Raw genomic sequence first — 19,943 nt, forward strand, 5'->3', positions numbered from 1 at the left:
CGCAGGGTATCCCCGCGATGGGGGAAAGTTTGCATATTGCCGGGTCTGTTGCAATTTGGCGGCGAAGAATTCTCTCTCAGTTCGAGAAGGCCGCTATCCCCGTTATCGCGCGGCCGAGGATCAGCGCGTGAATGTCGTGCGTGCCCTCATAGGTGTTGACCACCTCGAGGTTGACGAGATGTCGCGCGACGCCGAACTCATCGGATATCCCGTTGCCTCCAAGCATGTCGCGCGCCATTCTGGCGATATCGAGCGCCTTGCCGCAGGAATTGCGCTTCAAAATCGAGGTGAGCTCGACCGGTGGGTGGCCGTCTTCCTTCATGCGCCCGAGGCGCAGGCAGCCCTGCAGCCCCAGCGTGATCTCGGTCGCCATGTCGGCGAGCTTCCGCTGGATCAACTGATTGGCGGCGAGCGGCCGGTCGAACTGCTTTCGGTCGAGGGTGTATTGACGCGCCCGCGCATAGCAATCCTCGGCGGCGCCAAGCGCACCCCATGCGATGCCGAACCGGGCGGAGTTGAGGCAGGTGAATGGGCCCTTTAGGCCGGAGACGTTTGGCAACAGGTTCTCTTCCGGCACGAAGACGCCGTCCATCACCACTTCGCCTGTTATCGAGGCGCGCAGGCCGATCTTGCCGTGAATCGCGGGCGCCGTGAGGCCCTTCCAGCCCTTTTCAAGGATGAAGCCACGGATCACGCCATCCTCGGTCTTCGCCCAGACCACGAAGACGTCGGCGATCGGTGCATTGGAGATCCACGTCTTGGCGCCGGAAAGGCTGTAGCCGCCATCGACCTTTCTTGCGCGCGTCGCCATCGACCCCGGATCGGAACCATGGTTCGGCTCGGTAAGGCCGAAGCAGCCGATCCATTCGCCGGTGGCTAGTTTCGGCAGATATTTCTGCTTTTGCGCTTCGGATCCGAACGCATCGATCGGCACCATCACCAGCGAGGACTGGACGCTCATCATGGAGCGATAGCCGCTATCGACCCGCTCGACCTCGCGGGCGATCAGCCCGTAGGCGACGTATCCGAGGCCCGCGCCACCATGTTCGGGTGATATCGTCGGGCCCAGCAGGCCGAGTTCGCCCATCTCGCGAAAGATGCTGGGATCGGTTTTCTCGTGGCGGAAGGCTTCGAGCACACGCGGCGCAAGCTCTTCCTGCGCATAGGAATGCGCGGTGTCGAGCACCATGCGCTCCTCGTCCGTCAATTGCTCGACGAGCCGGAACGGATCGGACCAGTCGAAACTCTCGCGGGTGTGCTGCATGGTTCATCCTCCTCGATCCATCGGCGTGTCGCGGACCCTATTGGGATACCGCCGGGGCGAGGGAGCGTCAACACGCGGCGGTCCCCGTCGCTCTCGACTGCGCGCGATCATGACATAGCTATCCTTCCATGGGAGCATCTGACGATGGGAGCAGGATATGGCAAAAATCGCGTTTATCGGCCTCGGCAATATGGGTGGGCCGATGGCGGCAAATCTGGTCAAGGCGGGGCACACGGTCACGGGCCTCGATTTGGTGCCGGCGTTGCTGCAGGCCGCGCAAGCGACCGGCGTTCAGCCGGCGAGCGATATCTCGGAGGCCGTGAGTGGTGCCGACGTTGTGGTGACCATGCTCCCGCAGGGTAGGCATGTCCTGACAGCGTGGACGGATATTCTTGGCGCCATTCCCTCGGGAACGCTTGTCATTGATTGCTCGACGATCGACGTCGATAGCGCGCGCAAGGCGCATGATATGGCAAAAGCGGCCGATTGCCCGTCGCTCGATGCACCAGTATCCGGCGGAACGAGCGGGGCAGCGGCCGGGACGCTAACCTTCATGGCGGGAGGAACGCCGGAGAGCTTTGACAGAGCCAAACCTGTACTCGAGGCAATGGGCCGAAAGATCGTGCATTGCGGAGAGGCCGGCGCTGGACAGGCGGCGAAGATCTGCAACAACATGATCCTCGGCATATCGATGATCGGCGTCTGCGAGGCGTTCGCGCTGGGCGAAAAGCTCGGCCTCTCGCACCAGGCGCTGTTCGATGTCGCCTCGACGTCATCGGGCCAATGCTGGTCGATCAATATCTACTGCCCGGTTCCCGGCCCGGTGCCGACATCGCCCGCCAACAACGATTACAAGCCGGGCTTCGCGGCCGCCTTGATGCTCAAGGATCTGCGCCTCTCACAGGAGGCGGCGCTCGCGACAGGCGCCTCGACGCCGCTTGGCGCCGAAGCCGCGCAGCTGTTCGCTCTCTTCGAAAAGCAGGGCAATGGCGGCCGCGACTTCTCGGCGATCATCGAGATGTTGCGCGGCTGACGTCCTGTTACGGCAGGCGCAGGTTCGTGCCGCCGACCCAGGCGGTCGCGATATTGGGTTTCGAGGCCGTGTTGATGATCTTCTGCAGGATCTGCTCGCCGCTATCGAACTCGTCAAACAAGCGCACCGATCCCTTCAGCGCCTTGGTGTCGATGACGATGGCATCGAAGAGATAGCCGGGCTTGAACAGGCCGATCGGCAGATCGAGCGCCACGCCACCGCCTGCCGTCGCGATGTAAAAGGCATCGCGAAAATCGATCTGCGCCGGCCCGTAGCTGGCGCGCGCCACAGCGTTGAGCTTAGGATCCACGCCGCTTTCGAGCGCCCGCGACATCAGGATCGCGCCGCGGCAGTTCTCAAGCATGGAAGCGCTTGGTCCGCCGGAGATATCCGTACCGAGACCGACATGCATACCCTTGTCGAGCGCGGCCTTGAGAGGGAAGACGGCGTTGGCGAAGTATACGTTGGAGAGCGGGCAGTGGGCGACGGCCGCTTCGCGCTCCCGCACCTTCTCCATGTCGCCATCCGTCAGGAAGTTGGCATGTGCCAGAACCGTGCGGCGGCCGAGCAGGCCGAAGCGATCGAGCGCCTCGGTATCGGTCACGCCATGGCGGGACAACACATAGCGATGCGCCCAGTCGCTCTCCGAACAGTGGGTCTGCACGTGGCAGCCGCACTCCATGGCGAGAGCACCCAATCCCTCAAGCGTCGCGTCGGTGCAGGATGGCACGAAGCGCGGCGTGATGACGGGAAGCACTTTCTTTTCAACATTATCAGGATGATTGTTGATGTATTCAATCAGTGCGCGCGTGCCTTCAATGGCTTCTTCGGAAGAGGCGTCACGATAATAGTCCGGACACTCGTCGGCATTGTCCATCGCTACTTTTCCGATCAGGGCGCGCTGGCCTTTCTCCAGACATATGTCCGCGAGCGATCGCGTCGCATCCTGGTGCACGGTCGCGAAATAGAGCGCGGTGGTCGTACCGTTTGCGAGGAGGTCGTCGACGAGCAGGCCATAGCTGCGCTTCGCGAAGGCAAGGTCTTCGTAGCGGGCTTCCAGCGGGAAGGTGTATTTCTGCAGCCACACTTCGAGCGGCACATCGAGCGCGCTGCCAAGCTGGGGATATTGCGGCGCATGGACGTGAAGATCGATGAAACCCGGAAGGAGATAAGAGCCTACGGGCAGCGTGACCAGTTCGCCGCCTTCCTCGCGGGCCTCGCGAATGGTCCGGTAGTTCGGATCGCTCGGGCGATGCATGGCTGCGATCGTGCCATCCGCGCCGATGTCGATCAGCACCTCGTCCAGGATATCGATCTTTCCGCGCTCCGGTGCGTGAAATCCGGAGGCGCAGAGCGTTTTATTCCGCAAGTCCAATGCTGTATTCCAATTCGATCAACGCGTCAGTATCGGCGCACGTATGCACGAATTTAAATCTATAGCGAATGGCGACGGGGTCCATCGCCGGAGCCCTGCGTTTTCGTGGTGGCTGCCGTGCAATGATGGGACGCTTCCAACGCGAGCGAGAATCGCCCGGTCTCAGGCCGCCATGGCCGTCGTGCCGTAGGTGACGCCCTTTTCCTTTAGCCAGCGGCGATAGGCGATTGAGCTCGCGTCGGCGCGGGTCGGGATTTCCGCACGCGGTTCCATGGGCAGAAGCAGCGGGCGCTGGTTTTCCAGAATGATGCGGTCCTGCAGGAAGATCAGCTGCTGGAAGTGAACGAGTTCCGTCGTCGTCGACACGTCGTCGATCAGGAACATCACGGGATGGGCGATACAGCGGTCGGGATCGAGCGGCTGAACGAAGAGGCAGATAACGTCCCAGCGATTGGCCGAATTCGGACAGGTCTTGTAAAGCAGCGTCGTGAACGGCGTCATCACCCGGTAAATATAGTCGGTCATGATTCCGTCGGTCGCCGATAGCGCCGCTTGGGGCTGGAAGAACTGGCAATTGGTGGCCCAGACCTCGTCGACATCCCGGCGGATTTCAGCGTTGTAGTGCATCACCTCGGTGTGTGGCTCGGCGCCCAGAATGTCCGTGTGGACGAACGGAAAGTGCGCCATGTCGAGAAAATTCTCGATGATCCGCAACCCCGATGACCGCACCATGACCGAACCGCAATTGACGACGCGGCGGTCCTCTTCGTCTGCTTCGGGAAGCGCGAAAAGCCCGCCGGCTGGCTCCCCAAGCGTGGTCCAGACTAGGCCGAAGCGGTTGATGATCGGAAGCGGTCGATCGCTGTCATCGGCCATGACCACAAGAGAGCCATCCACGGCGCGATCGATCGTCAACGCTGTTCCCAATAGGCGAGTGTTCGTGCGGCCGAGGGCTATCTCTTTTTTTGTGCCAAGCGGATACCATTGATCGAGGGCCGCTTTGTCGGAGCATCTCATGACGCGCTCTCCTTCATTGCTCGTGGATCTAATTCTTGCAGTTCGGTGGTCCTTCGGCAATGCCGCACGGTCGAGTAGCAGGCCATTGTCATCTGACGTCCCTATAGTAGGGCAGGCCGATTGCGGCAGGCGCCGCCATGATGCGGCGCATGCGCTGCCAGGCGAGAACGGGCACGATGATGAAGGCCATGGTGCCGAGATAGGGCAGCATTGACAGAAACGCCGGCGCGATTGGCCAGCCCCGCGCCTGACCGACGAAGCCGAGCGCCGTGATGAAGCCGAAGAGCAGGCCGGATAGAACCGCTGGAATGGGGCGGTATCCCGCAAAGATCACCAACGCCACGGCGATCCAGCCTCGCCCGGCGACCACACCATCGGACCAGGACGGCACGAAGGTGAGCGTCAGATAGGCTCCGGCGCCCGCGGCGAGCGCGGAGCCTGCCGTCACGTAGGCAAAGCGGATGAGATTAACGGGAATGCCGGCAGCGTCAGCCGCCGCCGGGTTCTCGCCAACCGCCCGCAAGTTCAAGCCATGGCGAGTGCGGAACATGAGATAGCTCAGACCGACCGGCAGGATGATGAAGATCAGATAAAGCAGGATATTCTGCGAGAAGAAGGCCGGGCCAATGAACGGAATCTTGCTCAACAGCGGCACCTCGATCGGCGTAAAGGTTGCGCGGGCCGGCATGCCGGAGTAGGCGCGGCCAATGGTGGATGCGATACCGCTGCCCATGAGGGTCAAAGCTAGACCGCAAAGCACCTGATTGGCGCGCAGGATGACGGTCGCAAACGCAAACAGGGCGCCGAACAAGGCGCCGACCGCGAGAGCGGAGACGAAGCCGATGGTGGGCGAGGGTATCGCTGCCACAGTTGCGATCGCGGCCAGAGCGCCCATCGCCATCAGGCCTTCGACGCCCAGATTGACAACGCCGACGCGCTCGGCGAGCACCTCGCCGAGAGCTGCAAGCGCCAGGACGCCGCCTGCCAGGAAGGCCGTTGTGAAGAGGCCGGTCAAAAGATCCATGTCGCTCTCCTCAAGCCTTGTCGCGCGCGATGCGGTAATGGGCGAGCTCGTCGCCAATTGCCGTCAGAAACAGAATGAGGCCAGTGATGGCCAAAACCGTCGACGTCGTCAGGCCCTGCGTCTGCAGGATGATGCCGGAGTTCAGGATGAAAGCCATCAATGCGGCCGAGAAGATGGCGCCGACGGCGGAGCTTCTGGCGAGGACAGCCACCATGATGCCGAGGTAGCCGTAATTGTTGGAGATGCCGCCCTGTAGACGGTGCACCGTGCCGGCGATCTCGAGCATGCCGGCGAGCCCGGCAATGGCGCCCGATAGAAGCATGACGGTGATCAGATGCCTGCGGACCGGCATTCCGGCATATTTCGCCGCCGCTGGATTGGAGCCGACGAGCCGCACCTCATAGCCCCAGCGGGAATAGGCAAGCAGACCGGCGACCAGAAGCGCGATGAGAATTGCGATCGGCAGCCCCCAATGGATCGAGCCCCAGAGCTCCGGAATTTCAGCGGAAAGCCGCCGCGTCGCCGAATTTGCCATCTTGTCACGCCAGGCATTGGTGGAGACATAGTAGACGAGCAGGATCGCCACGAAGTTCATCAACAGCGTGGTAATCAGTTCGTTGACGCTGGCATAGGCGCGCGCCAACGTCGGCACGAGGATCCAGACGGCACCGCCAACCAGGCCGGCAACGAACATCAGCACAAGAATGAGTGCTGGCGGCCCCGGCACGAAGAGGCCGACGACAGCAGCCGCGAAGGCCCCGGCATAGAACTGCCCCTCCGCGCCGATGTTCCAGGCACCGATCTGCTGCGCGACGGCGACCGACAGGCCGGTCAAAATCAGCGGAATGACGAGAACGCCCAGGTCTTCCATGCCGAAGCTGGAGCCGAAACTGGCGTCCACGACTTCAGAGGCAAGTTCGATCGGATTGGCACCTGTTATCGCCAGAATGATGCCGGCAAAGACGAGCGCGAGAATGATGGCGGCCGCTCGGGCAGCCAGCGCGATCCCGGGCGAGGCGGATGGCAGGCGCTGCAAACGGAAGGAACCTGCCATGCTATGCGACCTCGCGGACCAGGGGCCGGCCGCCCATCAGCATGCCGATTTCGTCGATGTCGGTCTTGTCATTGTCGACGATCCCCATGATCTTCCCTTCATAAAGCACGGCGATGCGGTCGGAGAGGTTGAGCAGCTCCTCGAGTTCCTCGGAAATCAGGATGATGCCTGCGCCGGCGTCGCGCAGCTCGACGATGTAACGCAGCATCGTGTTGATCGCGCCAACGTCGAGGCCACGGCTCGGATAGGCGGCAATCAGAACCTTGTCGGCAATGCGCATTTCGCGCCGGGCAACAAGGCGCTGCTGGTTGCCCCCGGACAAATTGCGGATCGGCATGGCGAAATCAGGAATAGCGACCTCGGCGGCCGAGGCGATCTCCTTGGCGAGCGCGGCTGCCGCGCCCGGCTTGTAGCTTCCGCCAGATGAGACGGGCTGCTTCTTGTATTCGCGCATCACGGCATTGACCGTGATACTTAGCGCCGGTGCGAGGCCGCTGTGCAGGCGATCTTCCGGGATATGACCGATGCCGCTTTCAGCAAAGGCCGCGGCATTGCTCCTGTCGACCGGTCTGCCGGCGATCAGGATTCGGCCGACGCTCACCGGGCGAATGCCGGTCAAGACCTGGCTGAGCTCGCGCTGGCCGTTGCCGGCGACACCCGCGACGCCGACAATCTCGCCGGCCCTGACATCGAGCGAGATGCCGTGCAGTGCTTCGTTGCCGGCGTCGCCGATCGCCGAGACGTTTTCGAGTGACAGCACAGGCTGCGTCGACATCGGGGCCGCGCCTGCCGGGCGCTGGCGCATGTCGGCCAGCACGATGTCGCGGCCAACCATAAGCTTGGCGAGCATGCGCGGATTGCAATCCGCTGTGTTTTCCGTGGCGACCTTGCGCCCGCCGCGAAGGATGCTGATGCGGTCGGAGATCTCTAGCACTTCGTCAAGCTTGTGGCTGATGAAGATGATGGCGTTGCCGGCGGCCACGAACTCGCGCAGCGCCTTGAAGAGTTCGCGCGCTTCGGCGGGCGTCAAGACGGCGGTCGGTTCGTCGAGGATCAGGATGCGGGCTTGCCGCGCCAGAACACGCAGGATCTCGACACGCTGCTGTTCGCCGGTGGATAGCTCGCTCACGCGCGCGCCGGGGCGGGTCTGCAGGTTGAATTTGGACGCCAGCGCGGCGGTACGCTGTTCGAGCACCTGGGCGGATGCGCGGGGCGGCGTCTCGGCCCACCCGAGGTGAATGTTCTCGGCGACAGTGAATGCCTGAACAAGCTTGAAATGCTGGTGCACCATGCCGATGCCTGATGCAATCGCCTGTGCCGGCGTACTAAATTCCTGACGGTTACCATCGATGATGATCTCGCCCGCATCCGGCTGGTAGATGCCGGTCAGAATGTTCATCAGCGTTGATTTGCCGGCCCCGTTTTCACCTAGGAGCGCGTGGATTTCGCCAGGCATCACTTCCAGGTCGACATTTTCGTTGGCGATCACGCCGGGAAAATACTTGGCGATACCCTTCAGCCGCACAAGAGGCGGCGTGCCCGCGGGCGGGGTATGGCGGGTGGCGTGTTCAGTCATCAATGTCACCGAGATGGATGGTTATTGGCCCGGCCTGCACTTGGCGGCCGGCCTCACTTTCTTGGGCATTCTTGGATCAGGCGGACAGGCCGGTGACCCCTTCAACGGACCAATCCCAGTTGTAGAGTTCGACCTCGGTCATCCTCTGGCCGGCGGCGACGCGCACCTTGCCGGTCGCATCCTTCAGCTCGCCGGTGAACGGCGACCAGCCGCTCATGATTTTGTCGCGTACCGCATCGGCTGCCGCGGCAACGTCCGCCGGGACCTTGTCGCCCCACTTGTCGCGATCGACGCCGGCGCCCATCGCAAACAGCTGCTCGCTCGGCGCCCAGGTGCCCGCAAGACGCTTGGCGACCTGATCGACGTAGAACTTGGTGAAGTCGATCAGGATCGACGAGACGTAGGAATTCGGGCCGTAGCGACGGATGTCGGTGTTCCACATGGCTGCCCATACGCCGCGCTTTTCCGCGACCTGCAGATAGCCCGCTTCGTCCATGATGCCGAACAGGAAGTCGCAGCCATTATCGATCAGGGCGGTGCCAGCCTGCGTTGCCGCCTGCGGGTCGAACCAGGAGTTGATAACGATCGTCTGCACCGTTGCGTTCGGGTTGACTGTGCGCGCGCCCATCAGGAAGGCGTTGGTCGAAGCGTAGACCGAGGCAACCGGGAACGAGGCCACGTAGCCAAGCTTGCCGGTCTTTGACAGATGGCCCGCGGCAACGCCGAGCACATAGGTCGGATACCAATGCGCAAGATAATACCAGCCGAGATTGTCCATCGTGACGTGGCCGTTGCATTCCATGAAGGCCACGTCGGTCGCGCGCTTGACGACCTCATGCAGGAAGTCACCGCTGGACGAGGTGTCGAAGATCATGTTCGCGCCTTCGGAGACGAACTGTCGATAGGTGCGCGTCGCGTCGGCCGAGTAGGGGACGTTCTCGACTTCCAGGACCTTCCTCAGCTTGGGATAGGCTTCCTTGACGGCCAGCAGCCCCTGATGGTGTGCCCAGGTCCAGCCCTCATCGGAGATCGGACCAACATGGCCGAAGCCAACGACCGCGTCCTCTTCCTTGATTGCGGGAAACGCCGAAGCGGCGAACGCCTGATGTGCGAAGCCTGATGGCAGCATGGTCGCGGCGGCGCCGGCGGCTGCCATGTTCAGAAATCCGCGGCGGGAGAGTGCGCGCAGGTCGATCATTTAGTCCCCTCACTTGTTTGGCGCGAATGATCGCGCTAGTTCTGCGATTGTCTTGGCCCGAACTCTCTCGACGCAACAATCATGCCAATCCGCCGCCCCGTTGATGTGTGCGCATCGCGCGGCCAACCGGCGATTTTCCGGCGTGCTTTTTCAATGGCGGCAAAGTTCGATACCAACGAACAGAGTTGAGCCGACTTGAATTTCGCGCGCGACAATGGCTAGAATGCACAAAATGAGGGCATGATACGTTATTGTGCATTTCGGTTAATTCTTAAACATGGGTTGCGGTTGTTGCGGGCGATAGGCAAGGAATGTCGGGGGTGATCGAATGCGCACGCTTCATATTTCGGGGGCGGCTCGTTCGCGAGAGCTTCATCGAATTCGCGCTTCACCGCGCCCGTCGCCTGGATCTCGCGATTAATGTCGATACTTGCGACGGAGCGTCCGCGACGCTCTTGGTGAAAGGCCAGGAGGATCTCGTGGATGCCTTCGAAATGGCCTGCAGTCTTGGCCCCTATGATTGCCTCATACTCGATATCGAGCGCGGCGGCGCCAACAGGAGTGGAACATGAAATTGAGTGAAGGATGGGTGCCGGTTGCGCTGTCATCGTCCATCGAGGCGGGCACGTCGGCGGGCGCGATTGTCCAAGGCAGCGAGATCGTCGTCTGGCGCGACAGCAGCGGGAAGGCCCATGTCTGGGAGGATCGCTGTCCGCATCGCGGCATGCGCATGAGCTTCGGATTCGTACGAGGCGATCATATCGCCTGCCTGTACCACGGGTGGCAATACGACGCCGCCGGTCAATGTCGCTATATTCCCGCACACCCGACGCTGGACGTGCCGCAGACGATCAAGGTCCCGACCTATCTCGCCCAGGAGAAATTCGGGATCGTCTGGGCGACGACCGATGAAGCGAGCATGATGCCATGTATGGACGCGTCGGAGGCCACACCCGTTCGCAGTCTCTACGTCGATCGCTCCGTTGAAGACGTCAGGGATGCTTTTGTGCGTGCGGGAATGACCGCGCTGACGGCGGAGACGGGCAGGCTCGTCCTGGGAGACGACGTCTTGCTGATCGGTCTCCAGGAGATACGTGACACCAAGACTGCTGCCCATATCATCATCCTCGGGGCTTCCGCGATCTATCGTGGCGCCAAGCAGAAGCATTATGCGCAATGGGCCGAACGCCTTCGCTACGCGCTCGAGCAATCGCGCAAGGCAGAGGTCGCCTGATGTCCGCGATCACGCTCTACAATTACGAACTGGACGAACAGAGTTACCGCGCGCGCCTGACGCTGTCCGTGTTGGGACTGGAGTGGTCGACGGTCCCGATCGACATGTTTCCGGGCGGGGAGCACCGGAAGCCGCCGATGCTGGCGCTCAATCCGCGGGGCGCGCTACCGGTGATGCGCGATGGGGAGTTCGTCCTCTCCGGTACGACCGCGATCATGCTCTATCTCGCGAAGGCCTACGATCCGGCAAAGCGCTGGCTGCCCGATGATGCCGCCACTTTCGGCGCGCTCAGCCACTGGCTCAGCTTCTTTGAGACGTCGCTGGCAGCCGCCGTCGAGGCGCGGTTACAGGCGCTGTTCGACCTGCCGGGAGACACGGATGCGCTTCACCAATCGGCGCGCGCCGCCTTCCGCATCATGGATGATCACATGACGATCCGCCATTTTGACGGGAAGGAATGGTTCGTGGGCGAGGACGCGACCCTTGCCGATCTTGCCCTGTTCCCGTCTTTCGCGCTCAGCCGTGACTACGGGATCGATCATGACGAGTATCCGGTGCTGCGCCGCTGGATCCGGCGTGTCCGCACGGTGAAGGGCTTCCTGACGATGCCAGGTATCCCCGACTATCACTGAACCGGCCAAGACATGCCGGCCTGTTCACGAGAGGCGGGAGCCTTTCAGGCCGGCATGATGAAGCAACCACGCCCTGACCTTGGCAACGGATTGGACTTGCCTCGGCTTTCGGAGCGAGACGACGTAAAAGTCCGAGTGCGCATGCGTAGTTTCCCTGAAAGCCGGCACCAGACGGCCGGCGGCGATATCCTCGTTGACGAAGACCGCGCTTGCCAGTGCGATGCCCTGGCCGGCAAGCGCGGCCTCGATGGCGTGGGATGTCTGGTTGAATCGAACGCTTTTCGATGTGGCGACAGGGCTTGCGCCCGCGATCGTGGCGATGAATTCCGGCCACTGATTTTGGGTGTCGTGGAGCAACACGAAACGCGCGAGATCGGCGGGGTCGAGGCGACCGGTAGGCGGCATCAGCGCCGGACTGCAAACCGGGACAAGTTCTTGCTCGAGAAGCAGATCGGCCTCCAGCGAGGCCGGAAAGGGCGGTCGCGCCAGCCGGACGGCGATATCAACGTCATCTGACTGGAAGTTGGCGACGCGTTCGCTGGCGAGAATGCGCATATCGAGGTCCGGGTGGGCGGCCAGGAAATCGGGCAGCCTCGGGATCAGCCACTTCGACGCGAAAGTCGGCGTGACGCTGATCGTCAGCCGCAACGGCTCCGGCCGCAAAGTCGCGGTCGCATCGGAGATCAGTTCAAAGGCGCGCCGGATGCTTTCGGCATAGCCCCGTCCGGCCTCGGTCAAGGCAAGCTTGCGGGGGAGGCGCTCGAATAGGGCAAGGTTCAGTTCCTTCTCCAATCCGCGAACCTGCTGCGCCACGGCAGCCTGCGTGACGCCCAGTTCCTCGGCCGCGGCGCGAAAGTTGAGATGGCGGGCGGCGACCTCGAAAGCGCGGAGACCATTCAGCGGCGGAAAGCGAAAAAGCGGATCGTTCATGCGATAGATTTTCTACTGATTGATGCCAATCGAATTGGCTCGAAGCGATGCCTTACCAATGGTATCATGCGGCATCAAAGCTGAAAATATGCGCGATGCGCAAGACAAACGACGAAAGGGTGGATGTCATGACAGTAGAAAAAGTGGCACTGGTGACAGCGGGCGGCAGCGGCATGGGCGCGGATGCCGCCAAGCGTCTGGCGGCCGATGGCTTCAAGCTCGCCATCCTCTCTTCCTCGGGCAAAGGCGAGGCTCTGGCCGAGGAACTCGGTGGCGTCGGCGTCACGGGCTCGAACCAGTCGAATGACGATATCAAACGCCTTGTGGATCTCGCCATGCAGGCCTGGAGCCGCATCGACGTGCTCGTCAACAGCGCCGGCCACGGCCCGCGCGCGCCGATCCTCGATATCACCGACGAGGATTGGCACAAGGGCATGGATGTCTACCTGATGAACGTCATCCGCCCGACCCGGATCGTCACGCCGATCATGCAGGCGCAGAAGTCTGGCGCGATCGTCAATATCTCCACAGCCTGGGCCTTCGAGCCGTCGGCGATGTTCCCGACGTCGGCGGTCTTCCGCGCCGGTCTCGCCTCCTTCACCAAGATCTTCGCCGACACCTATGCGGCAGATAACGTCCGCATGAACAACGTCCTGCCGGGCTGGATCGACAGCCTGCCGGCAACCGAGGAACGCCGCGAGTCGGTGCCGATGAAGCGCTATGGCACGAGCGAAGAGATCGCGGCGACCGTCGCGTTTCTGGCATCGGAAGGTGCCGGATATATCACTGGGCAAAATATCAAGGTGGATGGCGGGCTCGGCCGATCGGTGTGATCGAAACGGTTGACGTCGCGGAATCAAGCGGCTTTTTGACGGCCGCTTGATAAACGTCACGTCGCAGGCCTGCGATAGAGGTTATCTATCGAAATATTTTTCTTTATCTATTTCATTTATCGCCGGCCCCTGTTTATGTTGCGCTGCGAAAGCGGTTTTTCGCTTCGCAGCAATTTTACAGGAGCCTTCATGTCCCTTATCAACACATCCATTAAGCCCTTCAAGGCGCAGGCCTTCAAGCAGGGCAAATTCATTGAAGTGACCGATGCCGACACCAAGGGCAAGTGGGCGGTATTCTTCTTCTATCCTGCTGACTTTACCTTTGTTTGCCCGACGGAACTCGGCGATGTCGCCGATCACTATGCCGAGCTGCAGCGCCTCGATGTCGAGGTCTATTCCGTCTCGACCGACACGCACTTCACCCACAAGGCGTGGCACGACAGCTCCGAGACGATCGGCAAGATCCAGTACACGATGATCGGCGACCCGACCGGAACGATCAGCCGCAACTTCGAGGTCATGCGCGAAGCCGAAGGCCTTGCCGATCGCGGCACCTTCGTCGTCGATCCCGATGGCGTCATCCAGGCGATGGAAGTCACCGCCGAAGGCATTGGCCGCAACGCCGTCGACCTGCTGCGTCGCATCAAGGCTGCTCAGTATGTCCGCGCGCATCCGGGTGAAGTTTGCCCGGCCAAGTGGGAAGAGGGCGAAAAGACGCTCGCTCCGTCGCTGCACCTCGTCGGCAAGATCTGACGTTCAAATGACAAGCCGCCTTCCGGTCCATGCGGAAGGCGGCACCCAATACCATATTCAGCGCCTTAAACGCGGCGCGGCCATCCATTTTTAGCGGAGTGTCCCATGCTCGACGACAATCTGAAATCCCAGTTGAAGGGCTATCTGGAACGGGTCGTTCGCCCGATCGCGATCACCGCTTCGGTCAATGACAGCGCCAAGTCGAAAGAGATGTCGGAGCTTCTGGCCGAACTGGTCGCGCTTTCCGACAAGATCTCGGTCGTGGAAACCCGCGATGACGGCGAGCGCGCACCCTCCTTCGCGCTGACCAGCCCGGGCCACGACATCAACCTGCGTTTCGCCGGCATTCCGATGGGTCACGAGTTTACCTCGCTGGTGCTCGCTCTGCTGCAGGTCGGCGGTCACCCGCCGCGCACGGAGCAGGCAATCATCGATCAGATCAAGGATCTCGACGGCGATTTCCTCTTCGAAACCTATTTCTCGCTCACCTGCCAGAATTGCCCCGACGTCGTGCAGGCGCTAAACCTGATGGCCGTCTTGAACCCGCGCGTGAAGCATGTGGCGATCGATGGCGGCGTGTTCCCCGCAGAAGTTCAAAGCCGCCAGGTTATGTCGGTGCCGACGGTCTATCTCAACGGCCAGCTGTTCGGTCAGGGCCGAATGGAAGTCGAGGAGATCGTCTCCAAGCTCGACACCAACTCGGCTGCGCGCGCTGCGGAAAAGTTGAATGGCCGCGACGCCTATGACGTGCTCGTCATCGGCGGCGGTCCGGCCGGCGCTGCGGCGGCCATTTACGCCGCTCGCAAGGGCATCCGCACCGGCGTTGCCGCCGAGCGCTTCGGCGGTCAGGTTCTTGACACGATGGCGATCGAAAACTTCATCTCCGTGCAGCACACCGAGGGCCCACAGTTCGCGGCCTCGCTGGAAGCGCATGTGAAGCAATACGACGTCGATATCATGAACTTGCAGCGCGCTGAGAAGCTCGTTCCCGGCAAGGACATGATCGCGGTCGAACTCGCCAATGGCGCGACGCTGCGCTCGAAGACGGTTATCCTGTCCACCGGCGCGCGCTGGCGGCAGGTGGGTGTTCCCGGCGAAGACCAGTATCGCAACAAGGGCGTTGCCTATTGCCCGCATTGCGACGGTCCACTGTTCAAGGGCAAGCGCGTTGCCGTCATCGGCGGCGGCAATTCCGGCGTTGAAGCGGCGATTGATCTTGCCAACATCGTCAGCCATGTGACGCTGATCGAGTTCGACAACAAGCTGCGTGCCGACGACGTCTTGCAGCGCAAGCTGCGCAGCCTTCCCAACGTCGATATCCTGCTTTCCGCCAAGACGACGGAAGTCCTGGGCGACGGCCAGAAGGTGACCGGGCTCGTCTACGAAAACCGCGTTGCGGGTCAGCGGCACAGGCTTGATCTCGAAGGTATTTTCGTCCAGATCGGCCTGCTTCCGAACACCGAATGGCTGAAGGGCGCCATCGAACTGTCGCCGCGCGGCGAGATCATCGTCGATCATCACGGCCAGACGTCGGTCCCCGGCGTCTTCGCCGCGGGGGATTGCACCACGGTGCCTTACAAGCAGATCGTGATTGCGCTCGGCGAGGGCGCCAAGGCATCGCTTGCGGCCTTTGATCATCTGATCCGCACGTCTAGCCCGGACGAGGATGCGGTGAAGGCGGCTTGAGGCTGATCGACACGGTCCTGAAATGACGCTTCGCGAGCTGGAGTACCTGATTGCCTTGGCGGACCACCGGCATTTTGGCCGGGCCGCCGAGGCGTGCCTGGTCAGCCAGCCGACGCTGTCGACGCAGATCCGGAAGCTTGAAGAGACGCTAGGCGCTCCCTTGATCGAGCGAACGCCTCGCACGGTCATGCTGACACCGTTCGGCGAGGATACCGTCAAGCGGGCAAGGCGCATCATGCAAGAGGTCGCCGAGATCAAATCATCGGCCTTGCGTAGCCTCAATCCGGAGGTTGGCACCCTGCGTCTCGGCATCTTCCCGACGCTTGCACCCTATTTCCTGCCGCATGCGGTGCCGCGCATCTATAGGCAGTTCCCGCGGCTGGAGACGCTGCTGATCGAAGAAAAGAGCGATGCGCTCCTGGCGCGTCTCAGAAGCGGCAATCTCGATGCAGCCATCCTCGCTCTCCCCGTCAACGACGATCACCTGAAGTCAGAGTTTCTCTTCGAGGAGGACTTCCTGCTCGCCGTTCCCGGCACGCATCCGCTGGCAAAGCGGCGGTCGCTGACGCTCGCGGACCTCGATCGTTACGACCTCATGCTGCTCGAAGAGGGGCACTGCCTGCGCGACCAGGCGCTCGATGTGTGCCGCTTGTCGGGTGCGAGCGAGCGCACCTCGTTTCGCGCCACCAGCCTGGAGACGCTGCGCCAGATGGTCGGCGCCAATGTCGGGATCACGCTTCTGCCGGAGCTCGCCGCGCTGCATCCGGCGTCCGGCGATATCAGGCTGCTGCGTTTCGAGGGCATATCGCCGAACAGGCGGATCGGCATCTGCTGGCGCACGGGTTCAGCGATGGGCGCTTTTCTGGAAACTGTCGCTGGTCTCCTGCGCGACGTTGCCCAGGAACTGCTCGCCGATATCAGGCGCTCACCGGCCGCCTAAGGCGACTTCACTTCCATTCCCACAAGACCGTGGAGGAAAACGGTCGTGTTCCGATCAGGAGCTCGGGCTGCGTGAGCTTGGCCTCGAAGGTCGCGGCATCCGCGTCACCATTCAGTCCGACAAACAGCATCTTCATCGAAGCACCGCGCGGCCGGCCCTTCTTCCGGTAGGCGAACTGGACCGCGCAGGTGGGATATTCCCATCCCGCCGTCAGTGTCTCCGCGAACGCTTCCTCGCCGAGGCCGTTGGCCCGGCCCGTCGACGCCAGGAACTGGCCCAGTCCGAAGAAGCCGGAGAATACCCGGTACGCTGTCTCCTGCGACATTTGCGTACCCTGTCCGCTTGCCGTGTCGCGACGGTAGAACAGGCTGTCCACCTGGCTCTGCTTGCGGCTCATCGCGTAGCTGATCAGATTTTTCTGGGCGAGCAGCTCCATTGTCAGATCGTAAGTCTGATAGGCGCTGGGGTCGGTATGCAGATCGTCGATACGTGCCTTTAGATCGACAACATAGGCACGATAAAATGCGGCGCTCATCGGCGTTTCCTCATGTTTTCCGGCGCGTGGTAGCAGAAAACGCGGAAATTCCAAGGGGCCGGCGATCTGCGCCGCAACGGCCATGTGGCGCAGATCCGCGACAGAAGCTGCGCGTCCCGCGCATAGCGCATAGCTGTTCTGCAGAATTGTGCCTATGATTTGAGCGCGCTTGCTGTATAAACAAATCATCGAAGCGATGCATCTCCTCCCGCAGAGCTTCGAGTTGCAGGTGGCCTTATCCTCCTCCCAAGGGCGCCTGTGGGAATGACAGCACTCCTCCTCCCAGCTGTCATTCGGTTATTTTCGAAAAGCCTGTCGCACCTCCTCCCGCGGCAGGCTTTTTCTATTCTGGCCCACGCGTTCTTCAGCTTTCAGTTTTCCGGATCAAACGGTAGCGCCAGCGCGCAAACCATTCGGCTTGCGCGCCTTTCGTGGTCTTGCGTCAGCTGATGCCGCCGAGGCAGACATATTTGATCTCGGTGAACTCCTCGATGCCGTATCGCGAGCCTTCGCGGCCGAGGCCTGAGAGCTTCACGCCACCGAACGGCGCTTCCGCCGTCGAGATCAGGCCCGTATTCACACCGACCATCCCGTATTCCAGCGCCTCGGCCACGCGGAACACGCGCGCGAGGTCCTTGGCGTAGAAATAGGAAGCGAGGCCGAATTCGGTGTCGTTTGCCTGTTCGATCACATCAGCTTCGTCCTTGAAGCGGAAGAGGGGAGCAAGCGGGCCGAACGTTTCCTCGCGCGCGACCGCCATATCCTTCGTGACGTTTGCGAGAACGGTGGCCTCGTAGAAGGTGCCGCCCAGCGCGTGCGGCTTGCCGCCCTGGATGATGTTGGCGCCTTTCGCGAGCGCATCGGCCACATGCTCCTCGACTTTCTCAAGCGCAGGCTCGTCGATCAGCGGCCCGAGGATCACGCCCTCATCGAAGCCATTGCCGATCTTCAACTTGCCGACGGCTTCGGCGAGCTTCTTGGAGAATGCGTCATAGACGCCATCCTGCACGTAAAGCCTGTTGGCGCAGACGCAGGTCTGGCCGTTGTTGCGGAACTTGGCGATCAGGGCTCCCTCCACGGCGGCGTCGAGATCGGCATCGTCGAAGACGATGAACGGCGCATTGCCGCCGAGCTCGAGCCCGAGCTTCTTGATTGTCGGCGCGCTCTGCTTGTAGAGCTCGGCGCCGATTTCGGTCGATCCGGTGAAGGTGAGTTTGCGCACCGTGGGGTTCGACGTCATCTCCGCGCCGATGGCGGCGGCGGAGCCTGTCAGCACCGAGAAAAGTCCCGCCGGCAGGCCGGCGCGCTCGGCAAGCACCGCGATCGCGATCGCCGAAAACGGCGTCTGCGATGCCGGCTTCAACACCATGGCGCAACCAGCCGCCAGCGCCGGACCGGCCTTGCGGGTGATCATCGCGTTCGGGAAATTCCAGGGCGTGATTGCCGCGACCACACCGATCGGCTGCTTCATCACCATGATGCGCTTGTCTGGCTGGTGGCCCGGTATCAGGTCGCCATAGATGCGCCGTGCCTCTTCCGCGAACCATTCGATGAAGCTCGCGCCGTAGATGATCTCGCCGGTGGCTTCAGCGAGCGGCTTGCCTTGCTCGAGCGTCAGGATGCGCCCAAGGTCGTCCTTGTTCTCGATCATCAGATCGAACCACTTGCGCAGGATGCCGGCACGCTCCTTGGCGGTACGCGCGGCCCAGCCCTTCTGCGCGACGCGCGCGGCCTCGATCGCTGTCTTCGTCTCAGCACCGCCGAGCTTGGGCACGCGGCCGATGATCTCGCCGGTGGCCGGATTATTCACCTCGATCGCATTGGCGGGATCGGCATCGATCCATTCTCCGCCAACAAGAGCGGCCTGGCGAAAAAGGGAGGGGTCTTTCAGCTGCATCGCATTCATCCTGTTTGACACGTTGCCGGCATGGCTGCCGGAACTGATCGGGCCAGCGTCTTTCTTGTGCGGAGGATAAACTGGTGTCCCGTCCGGCAACGTCAAATTGGCCGAATTGCTGTGGACTTGCAACGGGAGCCGGCGACGCCTTTCTCAAAGCCGAAAACGGCGCGACCATGGGCCGCGCCGGTGTTCAGCCAACGGATCGGCAGGTGTCAGACCTTTTTCGCGGGGCGTCCATGCAGCGGCTCGGCGCGGTGCCAGTTTTCCAGGATGCGGCCGTCGGTGTGGTTCTGCTTTGCCCAGCGAATTCCGTTCGAGATGACCTTGTGAATGGTCTTGTCGTGATAGATCGGGTAGCTCTCGTGACCGGGGCTGAAGAAGAAGATGCGTCCCCGGCCGCGCTGGAAGGTGCAGCCGCTGCGAAACACCTCGCCACCCGAATACCAGGAAATGAATACCAGCTCGTCGGGCTGCGGGATGTCGAAGGGCTCGCCGTACATCTCCGATGCATTCACCTCGAAATAGGGCGGCAGTCCCTCGGCGATCGGGTGAGACGGATTAACCACCCAAACGCGCTCGAGGTCGCCCTCCGGCGTTTCGCGCCAGGAGAGGTTGGCATTGGTGCCCATCAGGCGACGGAAGAGCTTGGAGTGGTGCCCGGAATGCAGGACGAGCAACCCCATCCCCTTGAGCACGCGCTGCTGGACGCGGTCGATCAGCCCGTCGCTGACGTCCTCATGGGCCATATGGCCCCACCAGAGCAGGACGTCGGTATCGTTGAGCACTGAATCGGGCAGGCCTTCGTCGGGATCATCGAGCGTGCCTCGGCGAATCTCGAAATCCGGATGTGCGATGCCTGCCGCAATCGCACCGTCGATGCGGTCAGGATAGATCTCCTGAACCTCCTTGTGCAGCTGCTCGTGGCGTCCCTCGTTCCAGATGGTGACCTTGATCGTCAT

19 protein-coding genes are annotated in these 19,943 nt (G+C 61.9%); 8 read left to right on the forward strand and 11 right to left on the reverse strand.

From position 1 onward, the window contains the following. Positions 1-76: 76 nt before the first annotated feature. A complete protein-coding gene (locus ACVTFQ_RS21440) occupies positions 77-1,264 on the reverse strand; it encodes an acyl-CoA dehydrogenase (protein WP_111560542.1) in 1,188 nt (395 codons plus the stop codon). A gap of 157 nt (positions 1,265-1,421) precedes the next feature. Here ACVTFQ_RS21440 and mmsB point away from each other — a divergent pair, with 157 nt between their 5' ends. Beyond that, a complete protein-coding gene (gene mmsB, locus ACVTFQ_RS21445) occupies positions 1,422-2,297 on the forward strand; it encodes a 3-hydroxyisobutyrate dehydrogenase (protein ID WP_111560541.1) in 876 nt (291 codons plus the stop codon). A 7-nt stretch (positions 2,298-2,304) separates the two neighbouring features. On the opposite strand, the gene guaD is transcribed toward mmsB, so the two are convergent. The 6 genes from guaD to ACVTFQ_RS21475 form a co-directional block, all read right to left on the reverse strand. Beyond that, complete coding sequence (gene guaD / locus ACVTFQ_RS21450) at positions 2,305-3,672, reverse strand: guanine deaminase (protein ID WP_111560540.1); 1,368 nt, start codon at positions 3,670-3,672, stop codon at positions 2,305-2,307. Positions 3,673-3,834: 162 nt separating this feature from the next. Beyond that, positions 3,835-4,689: an aromatic ring-hydroxylating oxygenase subunit alpha gene (locus ACVTFQ_RS21455; RefSeq protein WP_111560539.1), complete on the reverse strand. Its 855-nt coding sequence runs from the start codon at positions 4,687-4,689 to the stop codon at positions 3,835-3,837. Positions 4,690-4,777: 88 nt separating this feature from the next. Beyond that, positions 4,778-5,713, reverse strand: coding sequence for an ABC transporter permease (locus ACVTFQ_RS21460; RefSeq protein WP_111560538.1), 936 nt, complete (start codon positions 5,711-5,713; stop codon positions 4,778-4,780). 10 nt (positions 5,714-5,723) lie between these two features. Further along, on the reverse strand, positions 5,724-6,767 hold the full coding sequence (locus ACVTFQ_RS21465) for an ABC transporter permease (RefSeq protein ID WP_111560537.1): 1,044 nt from the start codon (positions 6,765-6,767) through the stop codon (positions 5,724-5,726). Between the two features lies 1 nt (position 6,768). Further along, on the reverse strand, positions 6,769-8,343 hold the full coding sequence (locus ACVTFQ_RS21470) for an ABC transporter ATP-binding protein (protein WP_111560536.1): 1,575 nt from the start codon (positions 8,341-8,343) through the stop codon (positions 6,769-6,771). A 76-nt stretch (positions 8,344-8,419) separates the two neighbouring features. After that, positions 8,420-9,541: a BMP family ABC transporter substrate-binding protein gene (locus ACVTFQ_RS21475; RefSeq protein WP_111560535.1), complete on the reverse strand. Its 1,122-nt coding sequence runs from the start codon at positions 9,539-9,541 to the stop codon at positions 8,420-8,422. A gap of 311 nt (positions 9,542-9,852) precedes the next feature. On the opposite strand from ACVTFQ_RS21475, the gene ACVTFQ_RS21480 reads away from it, so the two are divergent. From ACVTFQ_RS21480 to ACVTFQ_RS21490, 3 genes are read left to right on the forward strand one after another with little or no spacing between them, the layout of a single operon-like run. Beyond that, a complete protein-coding gene (locus tag ACVTFQ_RS21480) occupies positions 9,853-10,113 on the forward strand; it encodes a hypothetical protein (protein ID WP_112949717.1) in 261 nt (86 codons plus the stop codon). After that, complete coding sequence (locus tag ACVTFQ_RS21485; protein WP_112949718.1) at positions 10,110-10,775, forward strand: Rieske 2Fe-2S domain-containing protein; 666 nt, start codon at positions 10,110-10,112, stop codon at positions 10,773-10,775. The genes ACVTFQ_RS21480 and ACVTFQ_RS21485 overlap by 4 nt, the downstream gene beginning before the upstream one ends. After that, the gene (locus tag ACVTFQ_RS21490; RefSeq protein WP_112949719.1) at positions 10,775-11,407 is read left to right on the forward strand and encodes a glutathione S-transferase family protein; all 633 of its coding nucleotides are present in this window, start codon (positions 10,775-10,777) and stop codon (positions 11,405-11,407) included. The genes ACVTFQ_RS21485 and ACVTFQ_RS21490 overlap by 1 nt, the downstream gene beginning before the upstream one ends. Positions 11,408-11,431: 24 nt before the next feature. Here the strand turns inward: ACVTFQ_RS21490 and gcvA are convergent, their stop codons facing one another. After that, positions 11,432-12,337, reverse strand: a complete 906-nt coding sequence (gcvA, locus tag ACVTFQ_RS21495; protein WP_112949720.1) for a transcriptional regulator GcvA — start codon at positions 12,335-12,337, stop codon at positions 11,432-11,434. Between the two features lie 128 nt (positions 12,338-12,465). On the opposite strand from gcvA, the gene ACVTFQ_RS21500 reads away from it, so the two are divergent. From ACVTFQ_RS21500 to ACVTFQ_RS21515, 4 genes are all read left to right on the forward strand, one after another. After that, positions 12,466-13,170 carry an SDR family oxidoreductase gene (locus ACVTFQ_RS21500; protein ID WP_111560947.1) on the forward strand — a complete coding sequence of 235 codons (705 nt, stop codon included), beginning with the start codon at positions 12,466-12,468 and terminating at the stop codon, positions 13,168-13,170. A gap of 189 nt (positions 13,171-13,359) precedes the next feature. Beyond that, on the forward strand, positions 13,360-13,923 hold the full coding sequence (gene ahpC / locus ACVTFQ_RS21505) for an alkyl hydroperoxide reductase subunit C (RefSeq protein WP_111560530.1): 564 nt from the start codon (positions 13,360-13,362) through the stop codon (positions 13,921-13,923). A gap of 105 nt (positions 13,924-14,028) precedes the next feature. Beyond that, on the forward strand, positions 14,029-15,609 hold the full coding sequence (gene ahpF / locus ACVTFQ_RS21510; RefSeq protein ID WP_112988761.1) for an alkyl hydroperoxide reductase subunit F: 1,581 nt from the start codon (positions 14,029-14,031) through the stop codon (positions 15,607-15,609). A 22-nt stretch (positions 15,610-15,631) separates the two neighbouring features. Beyond that, entirely contained in the window at positions 15,632-16,549 is a 918-nt protein-coding gene (locus ACVTFQ_RS21515; protein ID WP_112949721.1) for a LysR substrate-binding domain-containing protein, read from the forward strand. 7 nt (positions 16,550-16,556) lie between these two features. Here ACVTFQ_RS21515 and ACVTFQ_RS21520 read toward each other — a convergent pair whose 3' ends face one another. From ACVTFQ_RS21520 to ACVTFQ_RS21530, 3 genes are all read right to left on the reverse strand, one after another. Continuing rightward, complete coding sequence (locus tag ACVTFQ_RS21520; protein ID WP_112436686.1) at positions 16,557-17,084, reverse strand: hypothetical protein; 528 nt, start codon at positions 17,082-17,084, stop codon at positions 16,557-16,559. Positions 17,085-17,526: 442 nt separating this feature from the next. Next, on the reverse strand, positions 17,527-18,981 hold the full coding sequence (gene gabD / locus ACVTFQ_RS21525; protein WP_112949741.1) for an NADP-dependent succinate-semialdehyde dehydrogenase: 1,455 nt from the start codon (positions 18,979-18,981) through the stop codon (positions 17,527-17,529). Positions 18,982-19,196: 215 nt separating this feature from the next. Beyond that, entirely contained in the window at positions 19,197-19,943 is a 747-nt protein-coding gene (locus tag ACVTFQ_RS21530; protein WP_112949722.1) for a ThuA domain-containing protein, read from the reverse strand.

The organism is Rhizobium sp. O111, from assembly GCF_055616315.1.

Bases quoted from the DNA above. Each gene is read 5' to 3' on its own strand.
- ACVTFQ_RS21440 (WP_111560542.1), bottom strand. From the start codon at position 1,264: ATGCAGCACACCCGCGAGAGTTTCGACTGGTCCGATCCGTTCCGGCTC.
- ACVTFQ_RS21490 (WP_112949719.1), top strand. From the start codon at position 10,775: ATGTCCGCGATCACGCTCTACAATTACGAACTGGACGAACAGAGTTAC.
- ACVTFQ_RS21455 (WP_111560539.1), bottom strand. From the start codon at position 4,689: ATGAGATGCTCCGACAAAGCGGCCCTCGATCAATGGTATCCGCTTGGC.
- ahpC (WP_111560530.1), top strand. From the start codon at position 13,360: ATGTCCCTTATCAACACATCCATTAAGCCCTTCAAGGCGCAGGCCTTC.
- gcvA (WP_112949720.1), bottom strand. From the start codon at position 12,337: ATGAACGATCCGCTTTTTCGCTTTCCGCCGCTGAATGGTCTCCGCGCT.
- mmsB (WP_111560541.1), top strand. From the start codon at position 1,422: ATGGCAAAAATCGCGTTTATCGGCCTCGGCAATATGGGTGGGCCGATG.
- ACVTFQ_RS21530 (WP_112949722.1), bottom strand. From the start codon at position 19,943: ATGACGATCAAGGTCACCATCTGGAACGAGGGACGCCACGAGCAGCTG.
- ACVTFQ_RS21500 (WP_111560947.1), top strand. From the start codon at position 12,466: ATGACAGTAGAAAAAGTGGCACTGGTGACAGCGGGCGGCAGCGGCATG.
- ACVTFQ_RS21515 (WP_112949721.1), top strand. From the start codon at position 15,632: ATGACGCTTCGCGAGCTGGAGTACCTGATTGCCTTGGCGGACCACCGG.
- ACVTFQ_RS21485 (WP_112949718.1), top strand. From the start codon at position 10,110: ATGAAATTGAGTGAAGGATGGGTGCCGGTTGCGCTGTCATCGTCCATC.
- ACVTFQ_RS21460 (WP_111560538.1), bottom strand. From the start codon at position 5,713: ATGGATCTTTTGACCGGCCTCTTCACAACGGCCTTCCTGGCAGGCGGC.
- ahpF (WP_112988761.1), top strand. From the start codon at position 14,029: ATGCTCGACGACAATCTGAAATCCCAGTTGAAGGGCTATCTGGAACGG.
- ACVTFQ_RS21475 (WP_111560535.1), bottom strand. From the start codon at position 9,541: ATGATCGACCTGCGCGCACTCTCCCGCCGCGGATTTCTGAACATGGCA.
- ACVTFQ_RS21465 (WP_111560537.1), bottom strand. From the start codon at position 6,767: ATGGCAGGTTCCTTCCGTTTGCAGCGCCTGCCATCCGCCTCGCCCGGG.
- ACVTFQ_RS21520 (WP_112436686.1), bottom strand. From the start codon at position 17,084: ATGAGCGCCGCATTTTATCGTGCCTATGTTGTCGATCTAAAGGCACGT.
- ACVTFQ_RS21480 (WP_112949717.1), top strand. From the start codon at position 9,853: ATGTCGGGGGTGATCGAATGCGCACGCTTCATATTTCGGGGGCGGCTC.
- ACVTFQ_RS21470 (WP_111560536.1), bottom strand. From the start codon at position 8,343: ATGACTGAACACGCCACCCGCCATACCCCGCCCGCGGGCACGCCGCCT.
- gabD (WP_112949741.1), bottom strand. From the start codon at position 18,981: ATGCAGCTGAAAGACCCCTCCCTTTTTCGCCAGGCCGCTCTTGTTGGC.